This window comes from Streptomyces sp. NPDC041124, from assembly GCF_055592385.1.
In genome coordinates, this window is the sequence record NZ_JBVIYR010000011.1 from 161,136 (window position 1) to 180,258 (window position 19,123).

Annotated in this window: 19 protein-coding genes and 1 tRNA gene; 6 read left to right on the forward strand and 14 right to left on the reverse strand. The window is 70.5% G+C overall.

Going from position 1 to position 19,123, the window contains the following annotated elements:
* Nucleotides 1–82 precede the first annotated feature (82 nt).
* From ACZ6A9_RS27365 to ACZ6A9_RS27380, 4 genes are all read right to left on the reverse strand, one after another.
* Nucleotides 83–262, reverse strand: coding sequence for a hypothetical protein (locus tag ACZ6A9_RS27365; protein ID WP_468990346.1), 180 nt, complete (start codon nt 260–262; stop codon nt 83–85).
* Nucleotides 263–337: 75 nt separating this feature from the next.
* Entirely contained in the window at nt 338–1,222 is an 885-nt protein-coding gene (locus ACZ6A9_RS27370) for an SDR family oxidoreductase (RefSeq protein WP_468990349.1), read from the reverse strand.
* The gene (locus ACZ6A9_RS27375) at nt 1,219–2,157 is read right to left on the reverse strand and encodes an alpha/beta fold hydrolase (RefSeq protein WP_468990352.1); all 939 of its coding nucleotides are present in this window, start codon (nt 2,155–2,157) and stop codon (nt 1,219–1,221) included. Before ACZ6A9_RS27375 ends, ACZ6A9_RS27370 begins: the two co-directional genes overlap by 4 nt.
* Entirely contained in the window at nt 2,154–3,668 is a 1,515-nt protein-coding gene (locus tag ACZ6A9_RS27380; protein ID WP_468990354.1) for a flavin-containing monooxygenase, read from the reverse strand. The genes ACZ6A9_RS27375 and ACZ6A9_RS27380 overlap by 4 nt, the downstream gene beginning before the upstream one ends.
* A gap of 177 nt (nt 3,669–3,845) precedes the next feature.
* Between ACZ6A9_RS27380 and ACZ6A9_RS27385 the strand changes: the two genes are divergently transcribed.
* Nucleotides 3,846–4,466 (forward strand): MerR family transcriptional regulator, encoded by a 621-nt coding sequence (locus ACZ6A9_RS27385; protein WP_468990786.1) that lies wholly within the window; start codon nt 3,846–3,848, stop codon nt 4,464–4,466.
* Here the strand turns inward: ACZ6A9_RS27385 and ACZ6A9_RS27390 are convergent.
* Together ACZ6A9_RS27390 and ACZ6A9_RS27395 are read right to left on the reverse strand one after the other, a co-directional pair.
* Entirely contained in the window at nt 4,463–4,948 is a 486-nt protein-coding gene (locus ACZ6A9_RS27390) for an NUDIX hydrolase (RefSeq protein WP_468990358.1), read from the reverse strand. The genes ACZ6A9_RS27385 and ACZ6A9_RS27390 overlap by 4 nt on opposite strands.
* Nucleotides 4,949–4,952: 4 nt before the next feature.
* Nucleotides 4,953–5,759 (reverse strand): exodeoxyribonuclease III, encoded by an 807-nt coding sequence (locus tag ACZ6A9_RS27395; RefSeq protein WP_468990361.1) that lies wholly within the window; start codon nt 5,757–5,759, stop codon nt 4,953–4,955.
* A 50-nt stretch (nt 5,760–5,809) separates the two neighbouring features.
* Here ACZ6A9_RS27395 and ACZ6A9_RS27400 point away from each other — a divergent pair, with 50 nt between their 5' ends.
* The 4 genes from ACZ6A9_RS27400 (at nt 5,810) to ACZ6A9_RS27415 (ending at nt 9,605) form a co-directional block, all read left to right on the forward strand.
* The gene (locus tag ACZ6A9_RS27400; protein WP_468990362.1) at nt 5,810–6,286 is read left to right on the forward strand and encodes a GNAT family N-acetyltransferase; all 477 of its coding nucleotides are present in this window, start codon (nt 5,810–5,812) and stop codon (nt 6,284–6,286) included.
* 499 nt (nt 6,287–6,785) lie between these two features.
* Complete coding sequence (locus tag ACZ6A9_RS27405) at nt 6,786–7,229, forward strand: hypothetical protein (RefSeq protein WP_468990365.1); 444 nt, start codon at nt 6,786–6,788, stop codon at nt 7,227–7,229.
* 8 nt (nt 7,230–7,237) lie between these two features.
* Entirely contained in the window at nt 7,238–9,043 is a 1,806-nt protein-coding gene (locus tag ACZ6A9_RS27410) for an alpha/beta hydrolase (protein WP_468990367.1), read from the forward strand.
* Between the two features lie 100 nt (nt 9,044–9,143).
* Nucleotides 9,144–9,605 (forward strand): hypothetical protein, encoded by a 462-nt coding sequence (locus tag ACZ6A9_RS27415; RefSeq protein ID WP_468990369.1) that lies wholly within the window; start codon nt 9,144–9,146, stop codon nt 9,603–9,605.
* 194 nt (nt 9,606–9,799) lie between these two features.
* Here ACZ6A9_RS27415 and ACZ6A9_RS27420 read toward each other — a convergent pair.
* From ACZ6A9_RS27420 to galU, 7 genes are all read right to left on the reverse strand, one after another.
* Nucleotides 9,800–9,873 (reverse strand) — tRNA-Ala (locus tag ACZ6A9_RS27420).
* A gap of 60 nt (nt 9,874–9,933) precedes the next feature.
* Nucleotides 9,934–11,154, reverse strand: coding sequence for a divisome protein SepX/GlpR (sepX, locus tag ACZ6A9_RS27425; RefSeq protein WP_468990371.1), 1,221 nt, complete (start codon nt 11,152–11,154; stop codon nt 9,934–9,936).
* 184 nt (nt 11,155–11,338) lie between these two features.
* Nucleotides 11,339–11,992, reverse strand: coding sequence for a GNAT family N-acetyltransferase (locus tag ACZ6A9_RS27430; protein WP_468990374.1), 654 nt, complete (start codon nt 11,990–11,992; stop codon nt 11,339–11,341).
* A gap of 26 nt (nt 11,993–12,018) precedes the next feature.
* Complete coding sequence (locus tag ACZ6A9_RS27435; RefSeq protein WP_468990376.1) at nt 12,019–12,561, reverse strand: MogA/MoaB family molybdenum cofactor biosynthesis protein; 543 nt, start codon at nt 12,559–12,561, stop codon at nt 12,019–12,021.
* Nucleotides 12,558–13,097: a cyclic pyranopterin monophosphate synthase MoaC gene (gene moaC / locus ACZ6A9_RS27440; protein ID WP_468990379.1), complete on the reverse strand. Its 540-nt coding sequence runs from the start codon at nt 13,095–13,097 to the stop codon at nt 12,558–12,560. Before moaC ends, ACZ6A9_RS27435 begins: the two co-directional genes overlap by 4 nt.
* Nucleotides 13,098–13,181: 84 nt before the next feature.
* The gene (gene glp / locus ACZ6A9_RS27445) at nt 13,182–14,504 is read right to left on the reverse strand and encodes a molybdotransferase-like divisome protein Glp (protein ID WP_468990381.1); all 1,323 of its coding nucleotides are present in this window, start codon (nt 14,502–14,504) and stop codon (nt 13,182–13,184) included.
* Entirely contained in the window at nt 14,501–15,412 is a 912-nt protein-coding gene (gene galU, locus ACZ6A9_RS27450; protein WP_468990384.1) for a UTP--glucose-1-phosphate uridylyltransferase GalU, read from the reverse strand. Before galU ends, glp begins: the two co-directional genes overlap by 4 nt.
* 92 nt (nt 15,413–15,504) lie before the next feature.
* Here galU and ACZ6A9_RS27455 point away from each other — a divergent pair, with 92 nt between their 5' ends.
* Nucleotides 15,505–16,179, forward strand: coding sequence for a 5-formyltetrahydrofolate cyclo-ligase (locus tag ACZ6A9_RS27455; protein ID WP_468990386.1), 675 nt, complete (start codon nt 15,505–15,507; stop codon nt 16,177–16,179).
* Between the two features lie 59 nt (nt 16,180–16,238).
* Here the strand turns inward: ACZ6A9_RS27455 and ACZ6A9_RS27460 are convergent, their stop codons facing one another.
* Nucleotides 16,239–19,028 (reverse strand): penicillin acylase family protein, encoded by a 2,790-nt coding sequence (locus tag ACZ6A9_RS27460; RefSeq protein ID WP_468990388.1) that lies wholly within the window; start codon nt 19,026–19,028, stop codon nt 16,239–16,241.
* Nucleotides 19,029–19,123: the final 95 nt, after the last annotated feature.

Here is a 19,123-nt window from a genome sequence, read left to right on the forward strand (position 1 = left end):
GCGCTTCAGTGCCTCAGCTCAGTGCTTCACATCCATGCAGCTCAGTGCTTCAGCGCTTCAGTGCTCGCGTGCGTGCGCGACGTCAGACCTCGTGGTCCTGGTCGAGGCGCTCCTCGGACTCACGCTGACGACGCTGGTCGCCCATGTCCTCGTCGCGCCGGCGACCGCGGTTCTGCAGCTGCTCCTTGCCCTGCTGGGCACGCTGCTTGGCCTGCTGCTGGAACTGCTCGGACTTCTCCTGGAACTGGTCCTTCATACCCATGTGGGTTCACTCCCGTTGTGCGTGGGGGAACTTGCCCGATCAGATTCACACGGGTGGTGACCCTGCGCATGTCGATCAGTCACGTACCGTAGCGCGGTGCTGTTCGTCGGCGTTTCCGCCCGCTCCGACCAGTCCCGTGCGGACGCCCTCGAGCCGGCCGGCGAACCGCCGCATCTCCCGCTGCCCCACCGTCCCGAGGACTGCGGGGAGGTAACCGCGCACGCCCTGCATCCCGCGCAGCCACCACTGCCCGTACACGTGGGCCGACCGCCGCTCTATCCCGGCCACCAGCCGGTCCACGGCGGGGCCCAGCGGATAGGTCTTGTTGGACGGCCACGGCAGCCGCTGCCGCAACTCCCGCATGACGTCGTCCTGGTCGGCGCCGCGCACCATGTCGGTGTCGGTCCACGACAGGTAGCCGACGCCCACCTTCACGCCCTGGTAACCGACTTCGGCCCGCAGGCTGTGCGCGTACGCCTCCACACCGGACTTGGAGGCGCAGTACGCGGTCATCATCGGCGCCGGGGTGATCGCGGCGAGCGAGGCGATCTGCAGCAGGTACCCGCGGCTCTCGACGAGCAGCGGCAGGAACGCCCGCGCGGTGACCGCCGATCCGATCAGGTTCACCTCGATCACCCGCCGCCAGGACTCCGGGTCGGACTCGGTGAACGGTCCGCCCGTCGCCACACCGGCGTTGGCGACGACGATGTCGACCCGGCCGAACCGCTCCTTCACCTGCGCGGCGACCCGCGCCATCGCCTCGTGGTCGGTGACGTCCGCGTACCAGTGGTCGCTGTCGCTGTGCAGCCGGGTGGAGACGTCCTTCAGGGCGTCCGGCTCCAGCCCGACCAGCGCCACCTTCACGCCCCGGGCGGAGAGTTTGCGGGCGAGCAGCTCTCCGACGCCGCGCGCCGCTCCGGTGACGACGGCGACCTTCCCTTCGAGACCGACCCTGCTCATGCGTTCTCCTCGGCGGGTGTGACGTGCTGGTGGGCTGATACGTGGGCGGCGGCGAGGGACCGGATCTTCCCGGTGACCAGGTCGGGCGCCTCGACGGGCGTCATGTGGCCGACGCCGGGCAGTTCGGTGACGCCGAGACACTGCGGCAGCGCGGCGGCCAGCGTCCGGGCGTGCACGGGCGGGGTGAGCCGGTCGGCGGTCCCGACGACGATCTCGGCGGGCACGCGGACCTCCCGGGCTCCGTGGTCGAGGTCGAGGGTGCCGAGCACCCGCGACCAGGCGTGGCGTACCGAGCGGGGGCAGGCGTGCACGATGCGCGCGCAGGCCTCGACCATGTCCGGTGCCGAAGCGGCGCCCATCGTCGCGTACTTGAGGATGCGGCGGGCGATCGGCGTGACCGGCCCGAGCGGGGCGCGGGAGCACAGGACGCGGCGCGTCAGCCAGGTCCGTACCCGTCCCGCCGGGACGGGCATCACCGTCGACTCGTCGACCAGCCGCGAACTGCCGGTGCTGCACAGGAGCACGGCGGCGGCGTGGGCGGCGAAGGCGGGCCGGCCGGCGGCGGCCATGACGGTCATGCCGCCCATGGAGTGCCCGGCGATCACCGCCCGCTCCCCGGGTGCGAGGACGGTGGTGAGGACGGCCTCCAGGTCGTCGGCGAGGGTGTCGGTGGTGCAGGCGGGGCTCGCGGGCGTCCGTCCGTGGCCGCGCTGGTCGTAGGCGATGACCCGGTGGTCGGTGGACAGTTCGCGGATCTGGGCGGCCCAGAAGGCGGTCGAGCAGGTCCAGCCGTGGGCGAGCACGACCGCGGGGGCCCGCTCGGGTCCGTGGACCTCGACGTGCAGCCGGGTGCCGTCGGCGGAGACGGCGGTCAGTTCACGCGCCGGGGCGGGCGGGGCGTACGGGCCGGAGGTGACGTGGGCGAGGCGGCTCATGCGGTCACCCCGGTGTTCTCCGGGGTGGTGTCCCGTTCGGCAGCGGGGACGGCGCGCAGCACGGCGTACTCGGAGAGGTCCACGCGCCGTGTCTCCCGCCGGAACTCACTGGTGGTCCCCGGCCAGATGGTGGTGTTGCGCCCGCTCGCGTCGAGGTACCAGCTGGTGCAGCCGCCGGTGTTCCACACGGTGCGCTTCATCCGCTCCTGCACCCGGTGGTTCCAGGCGCGGACGGCGCTGGGCCGGGCGTCGAGGGCGACGCGGCCGCCGAGGACGTCCAGTTGGCGCATGTAGTCGGCGAGGTAGTTCAGCTGGGACTCGATCATCAGGATCATGGAGGAGTTCCCGAGGCCGGTGTTGGGCCCGATGATCGTCATCCAGTTGGGGAACCCGGCGGCGGCCGCGCCACGCAGCGCCTGCATCCCGCCCGCCCACGTCTCCGCGAGCGTCTTGCCCTCCGCGCCGACGACCCGCTCGGCGATGGGCATGTCGGTGACGTGGAAGCCGGTGCCGAACACGATCGCGTCGACCTCGGCCTCGGTGCCGTCGGCCCCGACGACGGTCGAGCCGCGCACCTCGCTCAGTCCACTGGCGACCACGTCCACGTTGGGCCGCGCGAGCGCCGGGTAGTAGGTGCTCGACAGCAGGATCCGCTTGCAGCCGATCCGGTAGTCGGGGGTGAGCTTGGCGCGCAGGGCCGGATCCTTGATGGCGCGGCCCATGTTGCGCTTGGCGAGCTGCTCGACGAAGCCGAGCTCGCCCGGGTGCTTGGTGAACGCCTGGACCTGCAACTCCCGTACGCCCCACAGCAGTCCGCGGCGCATCTTGGTGGTGAAGGGCAGGGTGCGGTGCAGCGCCCGCTCGGCGGCGGTGATGGGCCGGTCGACGCGGGGCAGGACCCAGGCGGGGGTGCGCTGGAAGAGGGTCAGCCGGGACACGAGCGGCTGGACGGCCGGCACGATCTGGATCGCGGACGCGCCCGTGCCGACCATGGCGACCCGCTTGCCGCGCAGATCGTAGTCGTGGTCCCACTGTGCCGAGTGGAACACCTTGCCGGGGAAGGTGTCGAGGCCGGGGATGTCCGGCAGCTTGGGCTCGGAGAGCGGGCCGGTGGCGGAGACCACGACGTCCGCGCTGAGGTTGCCGCTGCTGGTCTCGATCTCCCAGCGCAGCCGCTCGGTGTCCCACGTCATCCGCTTCACCTCCGAGTCGAGGCGGATGTGCGGGCGCAGACCGAAGACGTCGGTGACGTGCTCCAGGTAGGCGCGGATGTGCTCCTGCCCGGAGAAGGAGCGGGGCCAGTCGGGGTTGGGCGCGAAGGAGAACGAGTACAGGTGCGAGGGCACGTCGCACGCGCAGCCGGGATAGCTGTTGTCGCGCCAGGTGCCGCCGACGCTGCCCGCCCGTTCCAGGACGACGAAGTCGGTGATCCCCTCGCGGCGCAACCGCACGGCGGCCCCGAGCCCGCCGAATCCCGACCCGACCACCGCCACCCGCACATGCTCGGCCATCCCGAAGCCTCCACGCATCGCTCGAACCCTGCCAGTGAACACTGGCGCAATGGGGAGAGTAGAGCAGTGGCGTACTCATGGGTAGGGGGCGTGCGCAGGAAACTTACCGCCGGTACGCCCTAGGCTGCACACGTGGCAGACGACAGCGCGGTAGCCGGCGAACGGCGCGAGTACCGCATGGAGGAGCTGGCCAGGCTGGCCGGCATCACGGTGCGCACGCTGCGCTTCTACCGCGAACGCAAGCTGATCCCGCCGCCCCGCCGCGAGGGCCGCATCGCCTGGTACGACGACCACCACCTGGCCCGGCTGCGCACGATCACGGCACTGCTGGAACGCGGCCACACCCTGAACGGCATAGCCGAGCTGGCCGAGGCCTTCGACCACGGCCGCGACGTCGGCGAGCTCCTCGGCATGGACGCCCCCACCGAGGAGACCCCGGTCCGCCTCACCCCCGAGGAACTCGCCGACCACTTCTCCGGCCAGGTCACCCCGGAGAACCTGGCCGCCGCACTGGACCTCGGCTACGTCGGCGTCGACGGCGAGGAGATCGTCCACATCAGCCGCCGCCTGCTGGACGTCTCCTCGGCGCTGGTCCGCGAGGGCATCCCGCTCGCCGAGGTGCTCCACACCGGCGCCGAGGTCCGCGCCCACGCCGACGTCCTGGCCGACCTCTTCGCCGGCCTGATCCTGCGCCACGCCCCCGAGGAGGCCCTGCACCGCCTGCGCCCGCTGGCCCGCAGCGTGGTCGACGCGGAACTGTCCCTGGCCCTGGACCGGCGGCTGCGCAAGCGGGACTAGCGGCTCCTCACGTGCCCGAGGTCGACGGGCACCCGCGGCGGCCCTTCCCGCCGCACACGCACCAGCAGCTCCGGCAGCTGCGGCGGCCACAAGGGCTCGGGGTCCCCCGACAGCTCCTGCGGCGACCACCAGCGCCACCGCAGGATCCGGTCCTCGGCGTGCGCGGCGGCCAGGTCACCCGCGGGATCGCGCCGGGGACCGTACGCGAGGAAGACGTGCTCGCTCTGCCGCACCGGCACGCCGGCCCGGGTGAAGTCGTGCTCCCACAGGCACAGCACGGTGCCGTCGAGCACGATGTCGTCCCACCCGGTCTCCTCGCGCAGTTCCCGCCGCGCGGCCCGCTCCGGCGTCTCACCCGGATCCATGCCACCGCCGGGCATCGCCCAGTGGACTCCGACCTCCTCGTTGTCGTACCGGAACATGAAGACGGCCCCGTCCGGATCCAGCACCGCGACCCTGGCCGCCTGCCTCGGCGTCCGCATCAGCTCACCCGTGCTCGTAGACCACCGTCACCGGCGCGTGGTCCGACCACCGCTCGGCGTGCGTCGCGGCCCGCTCCACGTACGCCTTGACGGCCCGGCGCGCGAGGCCCGGCGTCGCCATCTGGTAGTCGATCCTCCATCCCGTGTCGTTGTCGAAGGCCCGACCCCGGTAGGACCACCACGAGTACGGCCCGTCCACCTCCGGGTGCAACGCCCGCACGACGTCGACGTAACCGCCCTCGCCCGGCTCGAGCACGCGCGAGAGCCACTCCCGCTCCTCCGGCAGGAACCCGGAGTTCTTGGTGTTACCCCGCCAGTTCTTCAGGTCGGCCTTCTCGTGGGCGATGTTCCAGTCCCCGCACACCACGACCTCGCGCCCCTCACCGGCGGCCCGCTCCCGCAGCCCCTTCAGATAGGCGAGGAACTCACCCATGAACCGGACCTTCTCGTCCTGCCGCTCGGTCCCGACCTCCCCGGAGGGCAGATACAGCGAGGCGACGGTCACACCGGGCAGATCCACCTCCACGTACCGCCCGCTGCCGTCGAACTCCGCCGACCCGAACCCCACCTGAACCCGGTCCGGCTCACGCCGGGTGTACAGCGCCACCCCCGCACGCCCCTTCGCGGCGGCGGGCGCGTGCACGGCATGCCATCCCTCGGGCTCCCGCACCGGCTCCGGCAACTGCTTCGCCTCCGCCCGCACCTCCTGGAGGCAGAGCACATCGGCGGAGGTCCCGGCCAGCCACTCCACGAATCCCTTCTTGGCGGCGGCCCGCAGTCCATTGACATTGACGGAGGTCACAGTAAGCACCAGGGCACGATACGACACCGCTCGTCCGGGCATGTTTTACGGTATTCGGCATGGATATCCGCCGGGTCCCGTACGACCACCCCGACGCCGTGAAGCTGGACGCCGAAGTCCAGGCCGAATACCACGTCCGCTACGGCGACGGCGGCGACTCCACCCCCATGCACCCGGCGGACTTCGCACCCCCGAACGGCGTCTACCTGATCGCCTACGACGAGGCCGGCGTCCCCGTGGCCTCCGGCGGCTGGCGCGTGAAGAACGCCAACGCCGAGGGCAACCGTGACGGCGACGCGGAGCTGAAGCGCATGTACGTGATCGAGCAGATGCGCGGCCGGGGCCTTGCCCGCCGCATCCTGGCCGCCCTGGAGGACGACGCCCGCGCGGCCGGCCGTCTGCGCATGGTCCTGGAAACCGGCACGCAGCAGCCGGAGGCCATCGCGCTGTACGCCTCCAGCGGCTACGCCCCGTGCGAGAAGTTCGGCTACTACCGCTTCCACGAGGACAGCCGCTGCTACGCGAAGCCGCTGTGACCGCGGCCCCGGTCAGGCCAGAGTGAACTGCCCGTGCACGGGGTCCCGGGACGTGCCGTACGGCCAGTCCACGATCACCAAGGCCGGAATCCCCGCCTGCTCGGCTTGACCCGGATCACGACCCCGACCCTGCGCGTCTCTCCCGCCCCGAGGGGCCGTGCGAGCCCGGAGTCGCACTCCCGCCAGTTCAGCACCCCGAGCCTTCCTTGGCGGGAGCACGACCGGGCGACGAATCCGCATCCATGCGGGCCACGGTAGGAACACGCGGTCCCCCCGATCATGAGCGCCCGTACTCAAAGACCACTCCGCCGACGCACCGCACGACCCGAGTACCGCGCACCGCCCGGACGAGATCTGAGTACACGTACTCAAGCGTCCTGGCGACCGATACGGATGGGGCAGAGGAAGGTCTTCCGCTACCGTCCATGACGATCACGACGACACAGCGCTCGCACGCTCGCCTCGGCTCTGCGACGCACGACACGGGGAGGCTCCACGCATGGCGTGGGAGGAATGGGAGCAGTCGAAGGCCGCGGCTGCCCAACAGCAGACCGCCCAGATGCAGTTAAACCAGCTTCCCGCCGACCAGGGCGGCGGTGCGCCCGACCTCATCTCGAACCGGCCTGCCTGGACGAAAGCCGGAGGGGACATCGGCGCGCTGCGTGAGGACATCAGCAAGGCGACGGCGAAGCTGAAAGACGGCCAGACAGGTCTCGGCAGCGACGCCGGCTGCCTGACCGCCACGGCCCAGAAGGACATCTACGCCTCGTGGGAGACCTACATCACCAAGGTCAGCGGGCGTTGCGGGAAGCTGTCCGGTCTTCTGGTGAAGGCGGGCAACGACCAGTCCGAGACAGAGCAGTCGATCACGGCCCAGATCACCACGCTGGACGCGATGTACGCGGACACGCCGGCTGTCGGCGGCCAGACGAAGGGGCGATGACGCCCCTCATGGATCTCGCGACGCTCAAAGCACTCAAGCCGGCCGAGTACTCCGAGGCTGCCGACGGCTACCGCAGTACCGCGAAAATGGCGAGCGCGGCCAAGGATGACATCGAGAACCGGATCGCCGTGGCCATGCGAACCGACCTGAAGGGCAAGGCTCAGGAAGAGGCGAGTAAGCAGGTCGCCCTCCTCGGCCAGAACTTCCACTACATCCAGACCCAGTGCGGCCTCATCGGCACCGCTCTCGAAGCGTTCTCTTACGAGCTGGAAGCGGCCAAGAGGAAACTCGACACCGCGTTGGCGCACGCCAAGACGGCGGGTCTCACCGTGAACCCCGACGGCTCGGTCACCTACCCGGCGGGCGGGGAGAAGTCCGACGACGGCAAGACCCCTCCGGGAGGCACGGTCAGCGGGCTGACGGACGGCACGGCCTCCGCTGTCGGCCGCCAGGCCGCCAACTTCGATCCCAACCCCAACCACCGCCTCGCCCGGGACTGCGCCGACCTCATCGCCAGCGCCCTCAAGGACGCCACGGAAGCCGACGAGAAGTGGGCACCGAAGCTGCGCGCCCTGAAGGCGGACGACGACCTCACCGTCTCCGCCGAGGACTGGGCGGACACGTCCTCGGACACGGCAGGCGTACGCGCAGCCGGTGGGGAGTACCTCAACTCCCTCCCACAACCGCCGAAGGACGGCAGCCCCGAACAGAACGCCACGTGGTGGCGAGGCCTCAGCGAGGAAGAGCGCTGGAGCTACCTCGCTGCCTACCCGGGAACGATCGGATGGATGGACGGCCTTCCGGCCGACGTGCGCGACGAGGCGAATCGAACCGTGCTGGCCGGAACACACGGTGCCGCACAGGCCGAACTGAATTCCTTGTTGGCCAAGGAACCCAAACCCGCTTACACCGAGCGTGAGATCATCAACGCGCAGACAGGCGAGCGCTGGACGGCGAAGATCCCCACAGAGGAGTGGAGAGCCTGGAACGAGCAGTACCAGGAGATGAAGAAACCAGTCGACGGCATGAACGCAATCCAAAGCCGCATCGAGGCGGCCGGGAAGAACGGATTACCTGAAGCATATCTGCTTGGCTTCAGCGCAGAGAACGACGGTCGCGCGATCGTGGCCAACGGAAATCCCGGCACCGCCGATCACACGGCAGTCTACGTTCCCGGCACCGAGTCTGACCTGGCAGGCATCGCAGGGAACATGGATCGCATGGAGAACCTCTGGCGCAAGGCCAATGACGAAGCAGACGGCGGGTCCGTTTCCACCATTACCTGGCTGGGCTATGACGCGCCCGACGCCGTGGTAAAGGACGCTCCCTTCGAGCACTACGCGTATGACGGCGCACCCGCGTTCCGGAACTTCATGGACGGACTCGAAGCGTCACGCGTTGGCGACATCCCCTCGCACACCACGGTGATTGCCCACTCATACGGGACGACCCTCGTCGGCGCCGCGGCAGAGACAGGTCGCCTCAATGCCGACGACGTGATTCTGGCGGGTAGCCCGGGGGTCAAGGTGTCCCGCGCAGACGAACTCGATGTACCCGCGGGACACGTATGGAACGCGGAAGCCGACGGAGACGTGGTTCCGGACATCGGCCGCTGGGGCCACGGTGGAGATGGCTTCGTCATTCCCAGTGATCCCGGGTTCGGCGCCAACCAGATGTCCGTCGACAGCGAAGGGCACAGCGACTACTGGAAGAAGGACAAACAGATTCTGGAGAACCAGGCTCTGATCGTCGTCGGGAAAGGTGATGACGTTCCTTTGAATCCGCCGCCCGACCCATGGGCGCACGTTAAATAGCTCGCACCCCAGCCCGATTAAGTAGGCCTAAGTGAGACGAGAATTGAGTGCTCTTGCACTCACTGTTCCACTGTTCATTACCACACTCACCGGATGCGGCATGGCTGACAAAGAATCCAAGGAAGCCCCTTTCGCCGGCACCAGCACGTCAAGCGACGCATCTGACGCGCTGGAAAAGGTATCCAGCGGCATTTATGATCTGATCGGCGTCAAAGGGAGGGCATCCGACAGTCGCCCGGGAGTGTCGGAATGTCCAGGAAAGGACCCGCAGACGCATTTCTCGGTCTTCCATCCGTGGAGCTTCTACCCGGCTTCGCCAAGCGACCTCGATGTGGCCATGGAACGGCTGAAATCGGCACTGCCGCGGAGTGGATGGAAGATCGTCGAGTACGGGGCCGACAACAGCAGGAACGAGAACACCACTCTGATTGCTGACCACGGCGAGAAAAAGACCGGTGTGAAGATCACACAGAGGGTCAAGAACGATCCGCCGAAGCTGAGCATCGAAGTCGTGTCCGGATGCTACAAGGTTCCGGAAGGTCAGACGGTCGAACGGTTCTGACGGATTGGCGGCTGCCGCATCCGACCGGCAGCACAGGATCAGAAGGCCGAAGGCCCGGAGCCTGAACGGGGCCGGGCCCAGCGGGGAGGCGTAACGGACCACCCTTGCCGCGCACGTGATGCACACCACATGCGCCACAGGCCGACGCAAGGAAGCCCCCGCCGATGTCTCGGCGGGGGCTTCCAACTGTGCAGTGGACCTGAGGGGATTTGAACCCCTGGCCCCCTCGATGCGAACGAGGTGCGCTACCGGACTGCGCCACAGGCCCTTGCAACGAGTGAAACTTTAGCATCCCGATCGGGCTGCCCGGAAATCCGTTGGCCGGGCGCTACTCGTTGGCGGCCTTCGGGCGGTCGCCGTCCTCGTACTGGTCGAAGAGGGGGGTGCGCCCGCGTTCGCGGGAGCGGCGGGCGGAGGCGGCGCGGCGGGCGTCGCTGCGGTCGTCGGCGTCGGGGTCGGGGTCGGCCTCTTCCGGCTGTGACGCCGGGACGGACGCCGGGGCCGTCTCCTCGGCCGGTACCGCGCTGGAGCGGGCCGAGCTCCAGGTGTCCGGTGCGCCGAGGTCCACGTCGCCGGCGGCGCGCGGCGCGACCGGCGCTGTGACGTAGGTGGGGAGCGGTACGGGAACGGGGTCCCAGCTGTCGCCGCCCTGGCCGGGACGCCGCTGCCGTTCGCGCTGCTGGTCGACCCACTCGGCGTGGTCGGTCTGCTCGACGAGCGCGCGCCGGTCCGCGGCCAGCGCGGTGAGGCCCGGGTCGGTGTCGGCTCCCGCTTCCGGCCCCTCCGGTTCGTCGGGGTCGGTGTCGGCGGCGAACGGGCGGCGGCGCGGCTGGCGCTCGCGCAGCCGCTGCGCCGCGACCTCGGCCTGGCGGCGGTCCATCTGGTAGGCGAAGCGGCGGCGTTCCTGGGAGCGGAGGTAGACGATGTAGGAGCTCAGCAGGACGGCCGGCACGCCGGGTGCCCAGAGGAAGGCGAGTCCGCCGACGGCCGCGACGACCGCGCCGAGTGTGAAGGCCACGAAGAGGAGCGTGGTGGTGCGCCGGCGGCGGGCGAGTGCCTTGGTGCGCCGGGCGCGGGCCGCCGCGGCCTGCGCCGCACGCTCGCGCCGGATGTCCGCTGTGCGGCGGGCGGCCGGGACGCCTCCCGGCACGGGGGCGGGGTCGGCCGCGGGCCGTTCCGCGTGCTCGCGCGGGGGGCGTGCCGGGCGGTCGGCGGTCGCCGGTTCCGGCTGCTCCTCGGGGAGCGACGGTACGGGTGCCTGGGTCTGCGGACGGGTCTGGGACACGGCGAAGGCCCGGACGTCCACCGAGTCGGTGATCGCATCCGGGTCGTGGACGCCCTGCTCCCCCTCGTCGGAGGTGCGCGCCCGCAGGTCCTTGGCGTACCGGCGCTCCATGCCCGCCCGTCCTGACAGCAATCGGATGGCGGTGCTGAAGCGTTCCGTCGGACGGGCCTCGTTCAGCTCGTCCTGCCTACGGAGCCACATCGGCACCAAGTAGGCGGCCCAGGCCCCGACAATGACTGCGTAGATGAGGCCGCTGCTGCTCACGCCTCACACGGTAGAGGGGTTTGGAGGGGGCCATCCGCCAATTGGGCCGGTGTGTCGCACGATCTGGCTGATATTTCGAACTTTTCTTGTGACCGGCTCGATCAGACGGCGACCAGATGGCCGCTCGAACCAGGAAATTCCGTACCCCTGGCCGGTCACCCGGCGATCAAATTCGAACGTTTATTCAATTACCCGGTCCGTGCGGGATTCCCCGGTGGCGCCGGTCGTGTCCGGGCAGCTCGTGGCCGGAGCGCTCCTGGGAGCGGGTCCGGCGCCATCGGGCGAGAAGACCGTCGGGGACTTCCTCAGCCGTGAGCGCGTAGACGAGATGGTCGCGCCAGGCCCCGTCAATGTGGAGATAGCGCGGGCGCAGACCCTCCGCGCGGAATCCGAGTTTCTCCACGACCCTGCGGCTCGGCCCGTTCTCCGGGCGAATGCAGACCTCGATACGGTGCAGTCCGACCGTGCGGAAACAGTGGTCCACGACCATCGCCACGGCCGTCGGCACCACCCCGCGTCCGGCCACCGACTCGTCCACCCAGTAGCCGACGTGGCCCGAGCACATCGAGCCCCAGGTGATCCCGGCGACCGTCAGCTGCCCGACGAGACGCCCCTGGTACTCGATGACGAACGGGAGCATCCGGCCGGCGTTCGCCTCCGCGCGCAGGTAACGCACCATCTGACGGTAGGTGGGACGGTGGGTGATCGGGCCGCCGGGGGCGGGCGGCGGGATGGTCGCCTCCCAGGGCCGCAGCCAGTCGCGGTTGCGCCGGTTGACCTCGCGCCAGGCCTTCTGGTCGCGCAGCTTTATCGGCCGGAGGACGATGTCGCCGTCCACCAGCTCGGCCGGCCAGTGTGGGCTGTTCAGCTCGCACCCCCGCCACTGGCGTCCGGCCGGGGGTGGTCCCCGCCGCGCAGCTGGTCCACGGCGTGCCGCAGCAGCGGTTCCAGGACGGCGAGCCCGTCCTTCACCCCGCCGCTGGACCCGGGCAGGTTGACGATCAGGGTGCCGCCCGCGACTCCGGCGAGGCCCCGGGAGAGGGCGGCCGTGGGCACCTTGTCCCGGCCGTGCGCGCGGATGGCCTCCGCGATGCCGGGGACCTCGTGGTCGATCACCCGGCGGGTCGCCTCGGGGGTGCGGTCGGTGGGCGAGACGCCGGTGCCGCCGGTGGTGACGATGACGTCGTACCCCGCCTCGGCGCCCGCGCGCAGGGCGGCCTCCACGGGATCGCCGTCCGGCACGACCTGGGGGCCGTCGACGGTGAAGCCGAAGCGGCGCAGGCCCTCCGCGATCAGCGGGCCGCCCTTGTCCTCGTAGACCCCGGCGGCGGCCCGGTTGGAGGCCGTGACCACCAGCGCGCTGTAGGGAGCGGGCAGCGCGCCGCCCGCCGTCGCGTCGAGTGTCATGCCCGGCTCCAGTCGCCCGACTTGCCGCCCGTCTTCTCCTCCACCCGCACGTCCGTGATGACCGCCTCCTTGTCGACCGCCTTGACCATGTCGATCACGGTGAGGGCGGCGACCGAGACCGCGGTGAGCGCCTCCATCTCCACGCCCGTGCGGTCCGTCGTCTTGACGGTCGCCGCGATCTCCACGGCGTCGTCCGCGACCGACAGGTCCAGTTTCACACCGGACACCGACAAGGGGTGGCACAGCGGGATCAGGTCGGGGGTGCGTTTGGCTCCCATGATGCCCGCGATGCGGGCGGTGGCGAGCGCGTCGCCCTTGGGGACGCCCTCGCCGCGCAGCAGTTCGATCACGCGCGGGGCGACGAGGACCCGGCCGGTGGCCCGCGCGGTGCGGGCGGTGACGTCCTTGGCGGACACGTCCACCATGCGGGCGTCGCCCGCCGCGTCGATGTGGGTCAGACGGGACTGCTCTGAGGGTCCCGAGGTGTCGGCGGATGCGGAGGATCCGGGGGTCGCCCCCCGGGATGGCACGGTCATGATCGTGTGGCGCTCCCGGTCCTGGCCCGGCGGTGCGGCGCTCGGGCCTGCTGTGCGCGACACGGTACCGCCAACCGTCCGTGCTCAGCCGAGCAGGACCACGTCGGCCTCGGCGCCGGGGGCGAGGGACTCGACGTCCTCGGGGACGACGATCAGGGCGTTGGCCTGCGCGAGGGCGGCGACGAGGTGGGAGCCGGCGCCGCCCACGGGCGTGACCGTGCCGTCGGCGTACCGGCCGCGCAGGAACTGGCGGCGGCCCCTGGGCGAGGTGAGTGCCCGCTCCGCGGTGAGCTTCGCGCGGGTCCTGGGCCGGTGGATGTCGGTGAGGCCCATCAGGGTGCGGATGGCGGGGCGGACGAACAGCTCGAAGGAGACGTACGCGGAGACCGGGTTGCCGGGCAGGGCGAGCAGGGGGGTGTGGTCGGGGCCGATGGAGCCGAAGCCCTGCGGTTTGCCCGGCTGCATGGCGAGCCGGCGGAAGTCGACTCCGCTGCCGGGCTCGTCCTCGTCCGCCGCGTACGACAGCGCCTCCTTGACGACGTCGTACGCGCCGACGCTCACGCCGCCGGTGGTGACCATCAGGTCGGCGCGGACCAGCTGGTCCTCGATGGTGTCGCGCAGGCCGGCGGCGTCGTCGGCGACGGCGCCCACGCGGTAGGCGATCGCGCCGGCGTCCCGCGCGGCGGCGGTGAGGGCGAAGCTGTTGGAGTCGTAGATCTGGCCGGCGCGCAGTCGCTCGTCGGGCTGGACGAGTTCGCTGCCGGTGGAGAGCACCACCACGCGCGGGCGCGGGCGGACCCGGACCGTGCCGCGGCCGATGGCGGCCAGGAGGGAGATCTGCGGGGGGCCGAGGACGGTGCCGGCGTTCAGGGCGCGGTCGCCGGCTCTGACGTCGCTGCCCTTGGCGCGCACGTGCGCGCGTGCCGGGGCGGGGCGGTGGACGCTCACCTGGCCGACGGCGCCTTCGGGCGCCAGGCTGCGGGCGCGCATGCCGGTCACCGGGCCCTCGCCGAGGCCGCCGTCGGTCCACTCGACGGGGACGACCGTCTCCGCGCCGGGCGGGAGGGGGGCGCCGGTCATGATGCGGGCGGCCTGGCCGGGACCGACGTGGAGGAGGTCGGCCTGGCCGGCGGCGACGTCCCCGATCACCTCGAGGGCCGCGGGGTACTGCTCGCTCGCGCCCGCAATGTCCGCGACCCGCACCGCGTACCCGTCCATGGAGCTGTTGTCGAACGGGGGCAGGGACACCGGCACCGTGATGTCCTCGACCAGGACGCAGCCCTGGGCGTCGAGGAGCTGCAGCTCGATCGGTTCGAGGGGCCGGACGGTCGCGAGGATGTCGTCCAGGTGCTCGTCCACCGACCAGAGGTGGTCCGGTCCTGCGGTGCGGGGCGCGGCGGTGCTCAACGTTGCTGCATCTCCTCGGTGACGTAACGGTGGAGCCAGGTCCGGAAGTCCGGTCCCAGGTCCTCACGTTCGCACGCGAGCCGGACAATGGCACGGAGGTAGTCGCCGCGGTCGCCGGTGTCATAGCGGCGGCCCTTGAAGACGACGCCGTGCACCGGACCGCCGATCTTCTCGTCCTGCGCGAGCTGCTGGAGGGCGTCGGTGAGCTGGATCTCCCCGCCGCGGCCGGGCTCGGTCTTGCGCAGTATGCCGAAGACGGCCGGGTCGAGGACGTAGCGGCCGATGATGGCGTAGTTGGAGGGCGCGTCCTCGGGGGCGGGCTTCTCGACCAGGCCGCTGACCTTGACGACGTCGGAGTCCGTGGTGGCCTCGACGGCGGCGGAGCCGTAGAGGTGGATCTGCTCGGGGGCCACCTCCATGAGCGCGATGACGCTGCCGCCGTACTGCTGCTGGACGTCGATCATGCGCTGGAGCAGGAGGTCGCGCGGGTCGATCAGGTCGTCGCCGAGGAGGACGGCGAAGGGCTCGTTGCCGACGTGCGGGGCGGCGCACAGGACGGCGTGGCCGAGGCCCTTGGGGTCGCCCTGGCGGACGTAGTGCATGGTGGCCAGGTCACTGGACTCCTGGACCTTGGCAAGGCGGTCGGCGTCGCCCTTCTTCTGAAGGGCGGATTCCAGTTCGTAGTTGCGGTCGAAGTGGTCCTCCAGGGGGCGCTTGTTGCGGCCCGTGACCATGAGGACGTCGTCGAGACCGGCGGAGACGGCCTCTTCGACCACGTACTGGATCGCCGGCTTGTCGACGACCGGCAGCATCTCCTTGGGAGTGGCCTTGGTGGCCGGAAGGAACCGCGTGCCGAGACCCGCCGCGGGGATGACAGCCTTGCTGATCCGAGGGTGTGACTGTGACATGGCGGACACCATATCCGGTGTGTTGGCAGGGAATCTGCGACTCCGGTTAATTACCGCTCATATGAGCATATTAGAACGGTACGGGTACAGACTTGAGACACAACGATCGCGGGGACGAGTCTGACAAGCGGACGCTGCGGCGCGAAATCCTCCGGGCCAGGGACGGGTTGACGGCGGATGACGTGCGGGAGAACGCGGCCGGGCTGGCCCGGCAGGCACTCGCGCTGCCCGAACTGGCCCGGGCGCGCACGGTCGCGGCGTACGTCTCCGTGGGGAGCGAACCCGGCACGCTCGCGCTGCTGGACGCGCTGCGCGCCCGGGGCGTACGCGTACTGCTGCCCGTGCTGCTGCCGGACAACGACCTCGACTGGGGGACGTACACGGGCGAGGGCTCACTCGCGCGGGTGCGGCGCGGCGGACGCATGACCCTGCTGGAGCCGGCCGGGGAACGCCTCGGGCCGGACGCCGTGGCGGAGGCGGACGCCGTCCTGCTGCCCGGACTGGCCGTCGACACCCGCGGGATGCGGCTGGGACGCGGCGGCGGCTCGTACGACCGTGTCCTCGCGCGGCTGCACCGTGCGGGCGCGCGTCCGGCGCTGGTGGTGCTGCTGTACGGATCCGAGGTCGTCGGGCGGGTCCCGGTGGAGCCGCACGACCGGCCCGTGCACGCGGTGGTGACGCCGTCCGGGGTGCGGAGGTTCGGCCGGCCGCCCGGGGTGCGACGCTTCGAGCCGTCCGACGAGCGACCCGCCGACGGAAGGTCCTGAGACGCGCATCGGCCTCCACGCGCGCGTGGAGGCCGATGCCGGCGGCGGGACCGCCCGGGTCAGGGCTTGAGCAGCAGCGTGTCCTGCGTGCTCTTGTCGACCGCCTCCTTGGAGAACGGCCACTCCAGCAGCTCGCCGTTCGCCCACATGTCCGTCTGGTCGACGTAGTGCGAGCTGTAGGCGTGTCCGGAGGCGCCGGTGAGGTTGATGTACCGCGACTTGTCGAGGTCACCGAGGTTGACCACCATCCGCATGGACGGCACCCACACGACCTCGTAGCCGCCGGCCGCGTTCCAGCCGGTCGCGTTGACCGTGGCCTCTCCGCCGCCGAGCGCCCACGGGCCGCGGTTGAGGGCGTACCGCAGGAAGCCGGGCCCCTCGGTGCCGAGCGTCTGGTTCTTCAGGAACAGGCGGTGCAGCCGGCCCCAGCTCCAGGAGTCGATGTCCTTGCCGAGCTTGGCGGTCAGCTCCCAGCGGGCGTCGATCAGGGCCCGCTTGAACAGGTCGTCACGGTTGTCGGCGGCGGGCCGGGTGCCCCTCTTGGGGGTCGTCCACCACTCGCTGTCCTCGTCCTCCATCAGCGTGCGGACCACCTCGAACCAGCGGTCGCCGCCGTCCGGCTGCGCCTGGTCGGGGGCGCGCTGCCCGCACTCGCGGACCTTGCTCACCTCGTCGGCGGGCCCGGTGGGGTTGACCGGGTCGACCCACAGGCACTGGCCCTCGACGCGCAGCTCCTTGGGCAGCTTGTGACCGAAGGCGAGCTTGAGGATGTTGCGCCACACGGCGTTGAAGTACGCGGCGGCCGCCGAGTCGGCGTCCTGGGTGTAGTCCCAGCCCTCCAGCAGCTTCTGCGCCTCGCGCACGTCCGGGTCACCGGTGTCGATCTTGAGCAGCTCGGGCACCAGCAGCTTGGCGATGGAGCTGGAGTTGTCCAGCTGCATCTGCCGCATGTCGTCGGTGGAGAGCTTGCCGCCGCCCTTGATCTTCGCCTGGATCAGGTCGGTGATCTGCCGGCTGCGGGCGCCGTAACCCCAGTCCGTGGTCAGCGTGTACGGGTAGTCCTCGCCGACGACGGCCTGGTTGGCGGTGACGATGTAGCCGCGGTCGGGGTCGAACTCGTAGGGCAGCTCGTCCTGCTCGACCCAGCCGGTCCACTCGTAGTCGGGGTCCCAGCCGGGAGCGGGGACGGCACCGTCGTGCTTCTCCGCGCGGGTGGGGATCTTCCCGGGCAGCGTGTAGCCGATGTGGCCCTCGGTGTCCGCGTAGACGAGGTTCTGCGAGGGCACCTCGAACAGCGTGGCCGCCTCGCGGAAGTCGTCCCAGTCCTTCGCGCGGTTGATGGCGAAGACGGAGTCCATGGTGCGGCCCGCATCCAGCGCGGTCCAGCGCAGTGCGACGCCGTAGCCGTCGCCCCGGTCGGGGGCCTCGCTGTTCACGGCGGCCTTCTTGCCGGTCTTCACCAGCTCGTCGGAACGGTCCGAGAGCAGCGGGCCGTTGTCGGTCGTACGGACCACGATCTTGCGCGAGGCGCCGCCGGCGACCTTGATGGTCTCCTCGCGGGTCTCGAACGGCACCACCTTGTCGCCGTACTGGTAGCCGTCGCCGGTGATCTTCTCCAGGTAGAGGTCGGTGACGTCCACGCCGGAGTTGGTCAGGCCCCAGGCGATGTCCTGGTTGTGGCCGATTATCACGCCGGGCATGCCCGCGAAGGTGTAGCCGGTGACGTCGTACTGGCACTTCTCCGAGACGCTGCGGCAGTGCAGGCCCATCTGGTACCAGACGGACGGCAGCGAGGCCGACAGGTGCGGGTCGTTGGCGAGCAGCGGCTCACCGGTGATGGTGTGGTCACCGGCGACGACCCAGGAGTTGGAGCCGATGCCGTCACCGTTGACGCCGACGGCGGTGGGGAGGTCCTGGAGGACCTGCTGGAGGCCCGCCAGCTGGCTCTCGACGGCCGAGCCCTCGGTGCCGGTGCCGGTCCCGGTCCCGTCGCCGTCGCCGGTTCCGGTCCCGTCGCCGTTCCCCGCGCCCGTCCCGGTCCCGTCGCCGTCGCCGGAGCCGCTCGCCTCGTAGGCCTCGGTGAGCTCGTCGTACTGGCCCTCCTGGACCACCGGCTTGTTCCGGTCGTACGGGTACGCCGGGTACAGGTCGGCGATCTGCTTCGGGCCGAGACGGCTGGTCATCAGCGCCCGGTCGATCTCGTCCTGCATGTTGCCGCGCAGGTCCCAGGCCATCGCCTTCAGCCAGGCCACGGAGTCGACCGGGGTCCACTCCCCGGGCGCGTAGTCGTTCTCGAAGCCCAGCGCCGCGTACTCCAGCGAGATCTCCTTGCCCTCCTTGCCCTCCAGGTAGGCGTTGACGCCCTTGGCGTACGCCTGGAGGTACTTCTTCGTCGCGGGGGAGAGCTTCTTGTCGTACTCCTCCTGGGCGACGCGCTCCCAGCCGAGGGTCCGCAGGAACGCGTCGTTGTCGACCTGCCCCTTGCCGAACATCTCCGACAGGCGCCCGGCGGTCATGTGCCGGCGCACGTCCATCTCGTAGAACCGGTCCTGCGCCTGGACGTAGCCCTGCGCCATGAACAGGTCCTCGTCGGAGGAGGCGTAGATCTGCGGGATGCCGTGGCCGTCGCGTTTGACGTCGACGGTCCCCGAGAGTCCCTGGAGCGTGATCGAGCCCTTGGTCTGCGGGAAGGAGGCACGCACGGTGCTGACCGACCAGTATCCCCCGTAGGCGACACCGCCGATCAGGGCCAGCACCAGGACGAGCACGAACAGACGCGCTTTGCGCCCTCTTTTCCTGCCGGACTTGCCGGGTTGCTGACCCGTGGAGACGGTGGTGTCGGTGGGCATCGCTGTCCTTGCTGTCCTAACGCGAGCGGCAGGTCGGGGCTGTGCTTTTAACTGAGCGCTGGAGCAACGATAGGCGCAGGGCCCCGCGCGTCTTG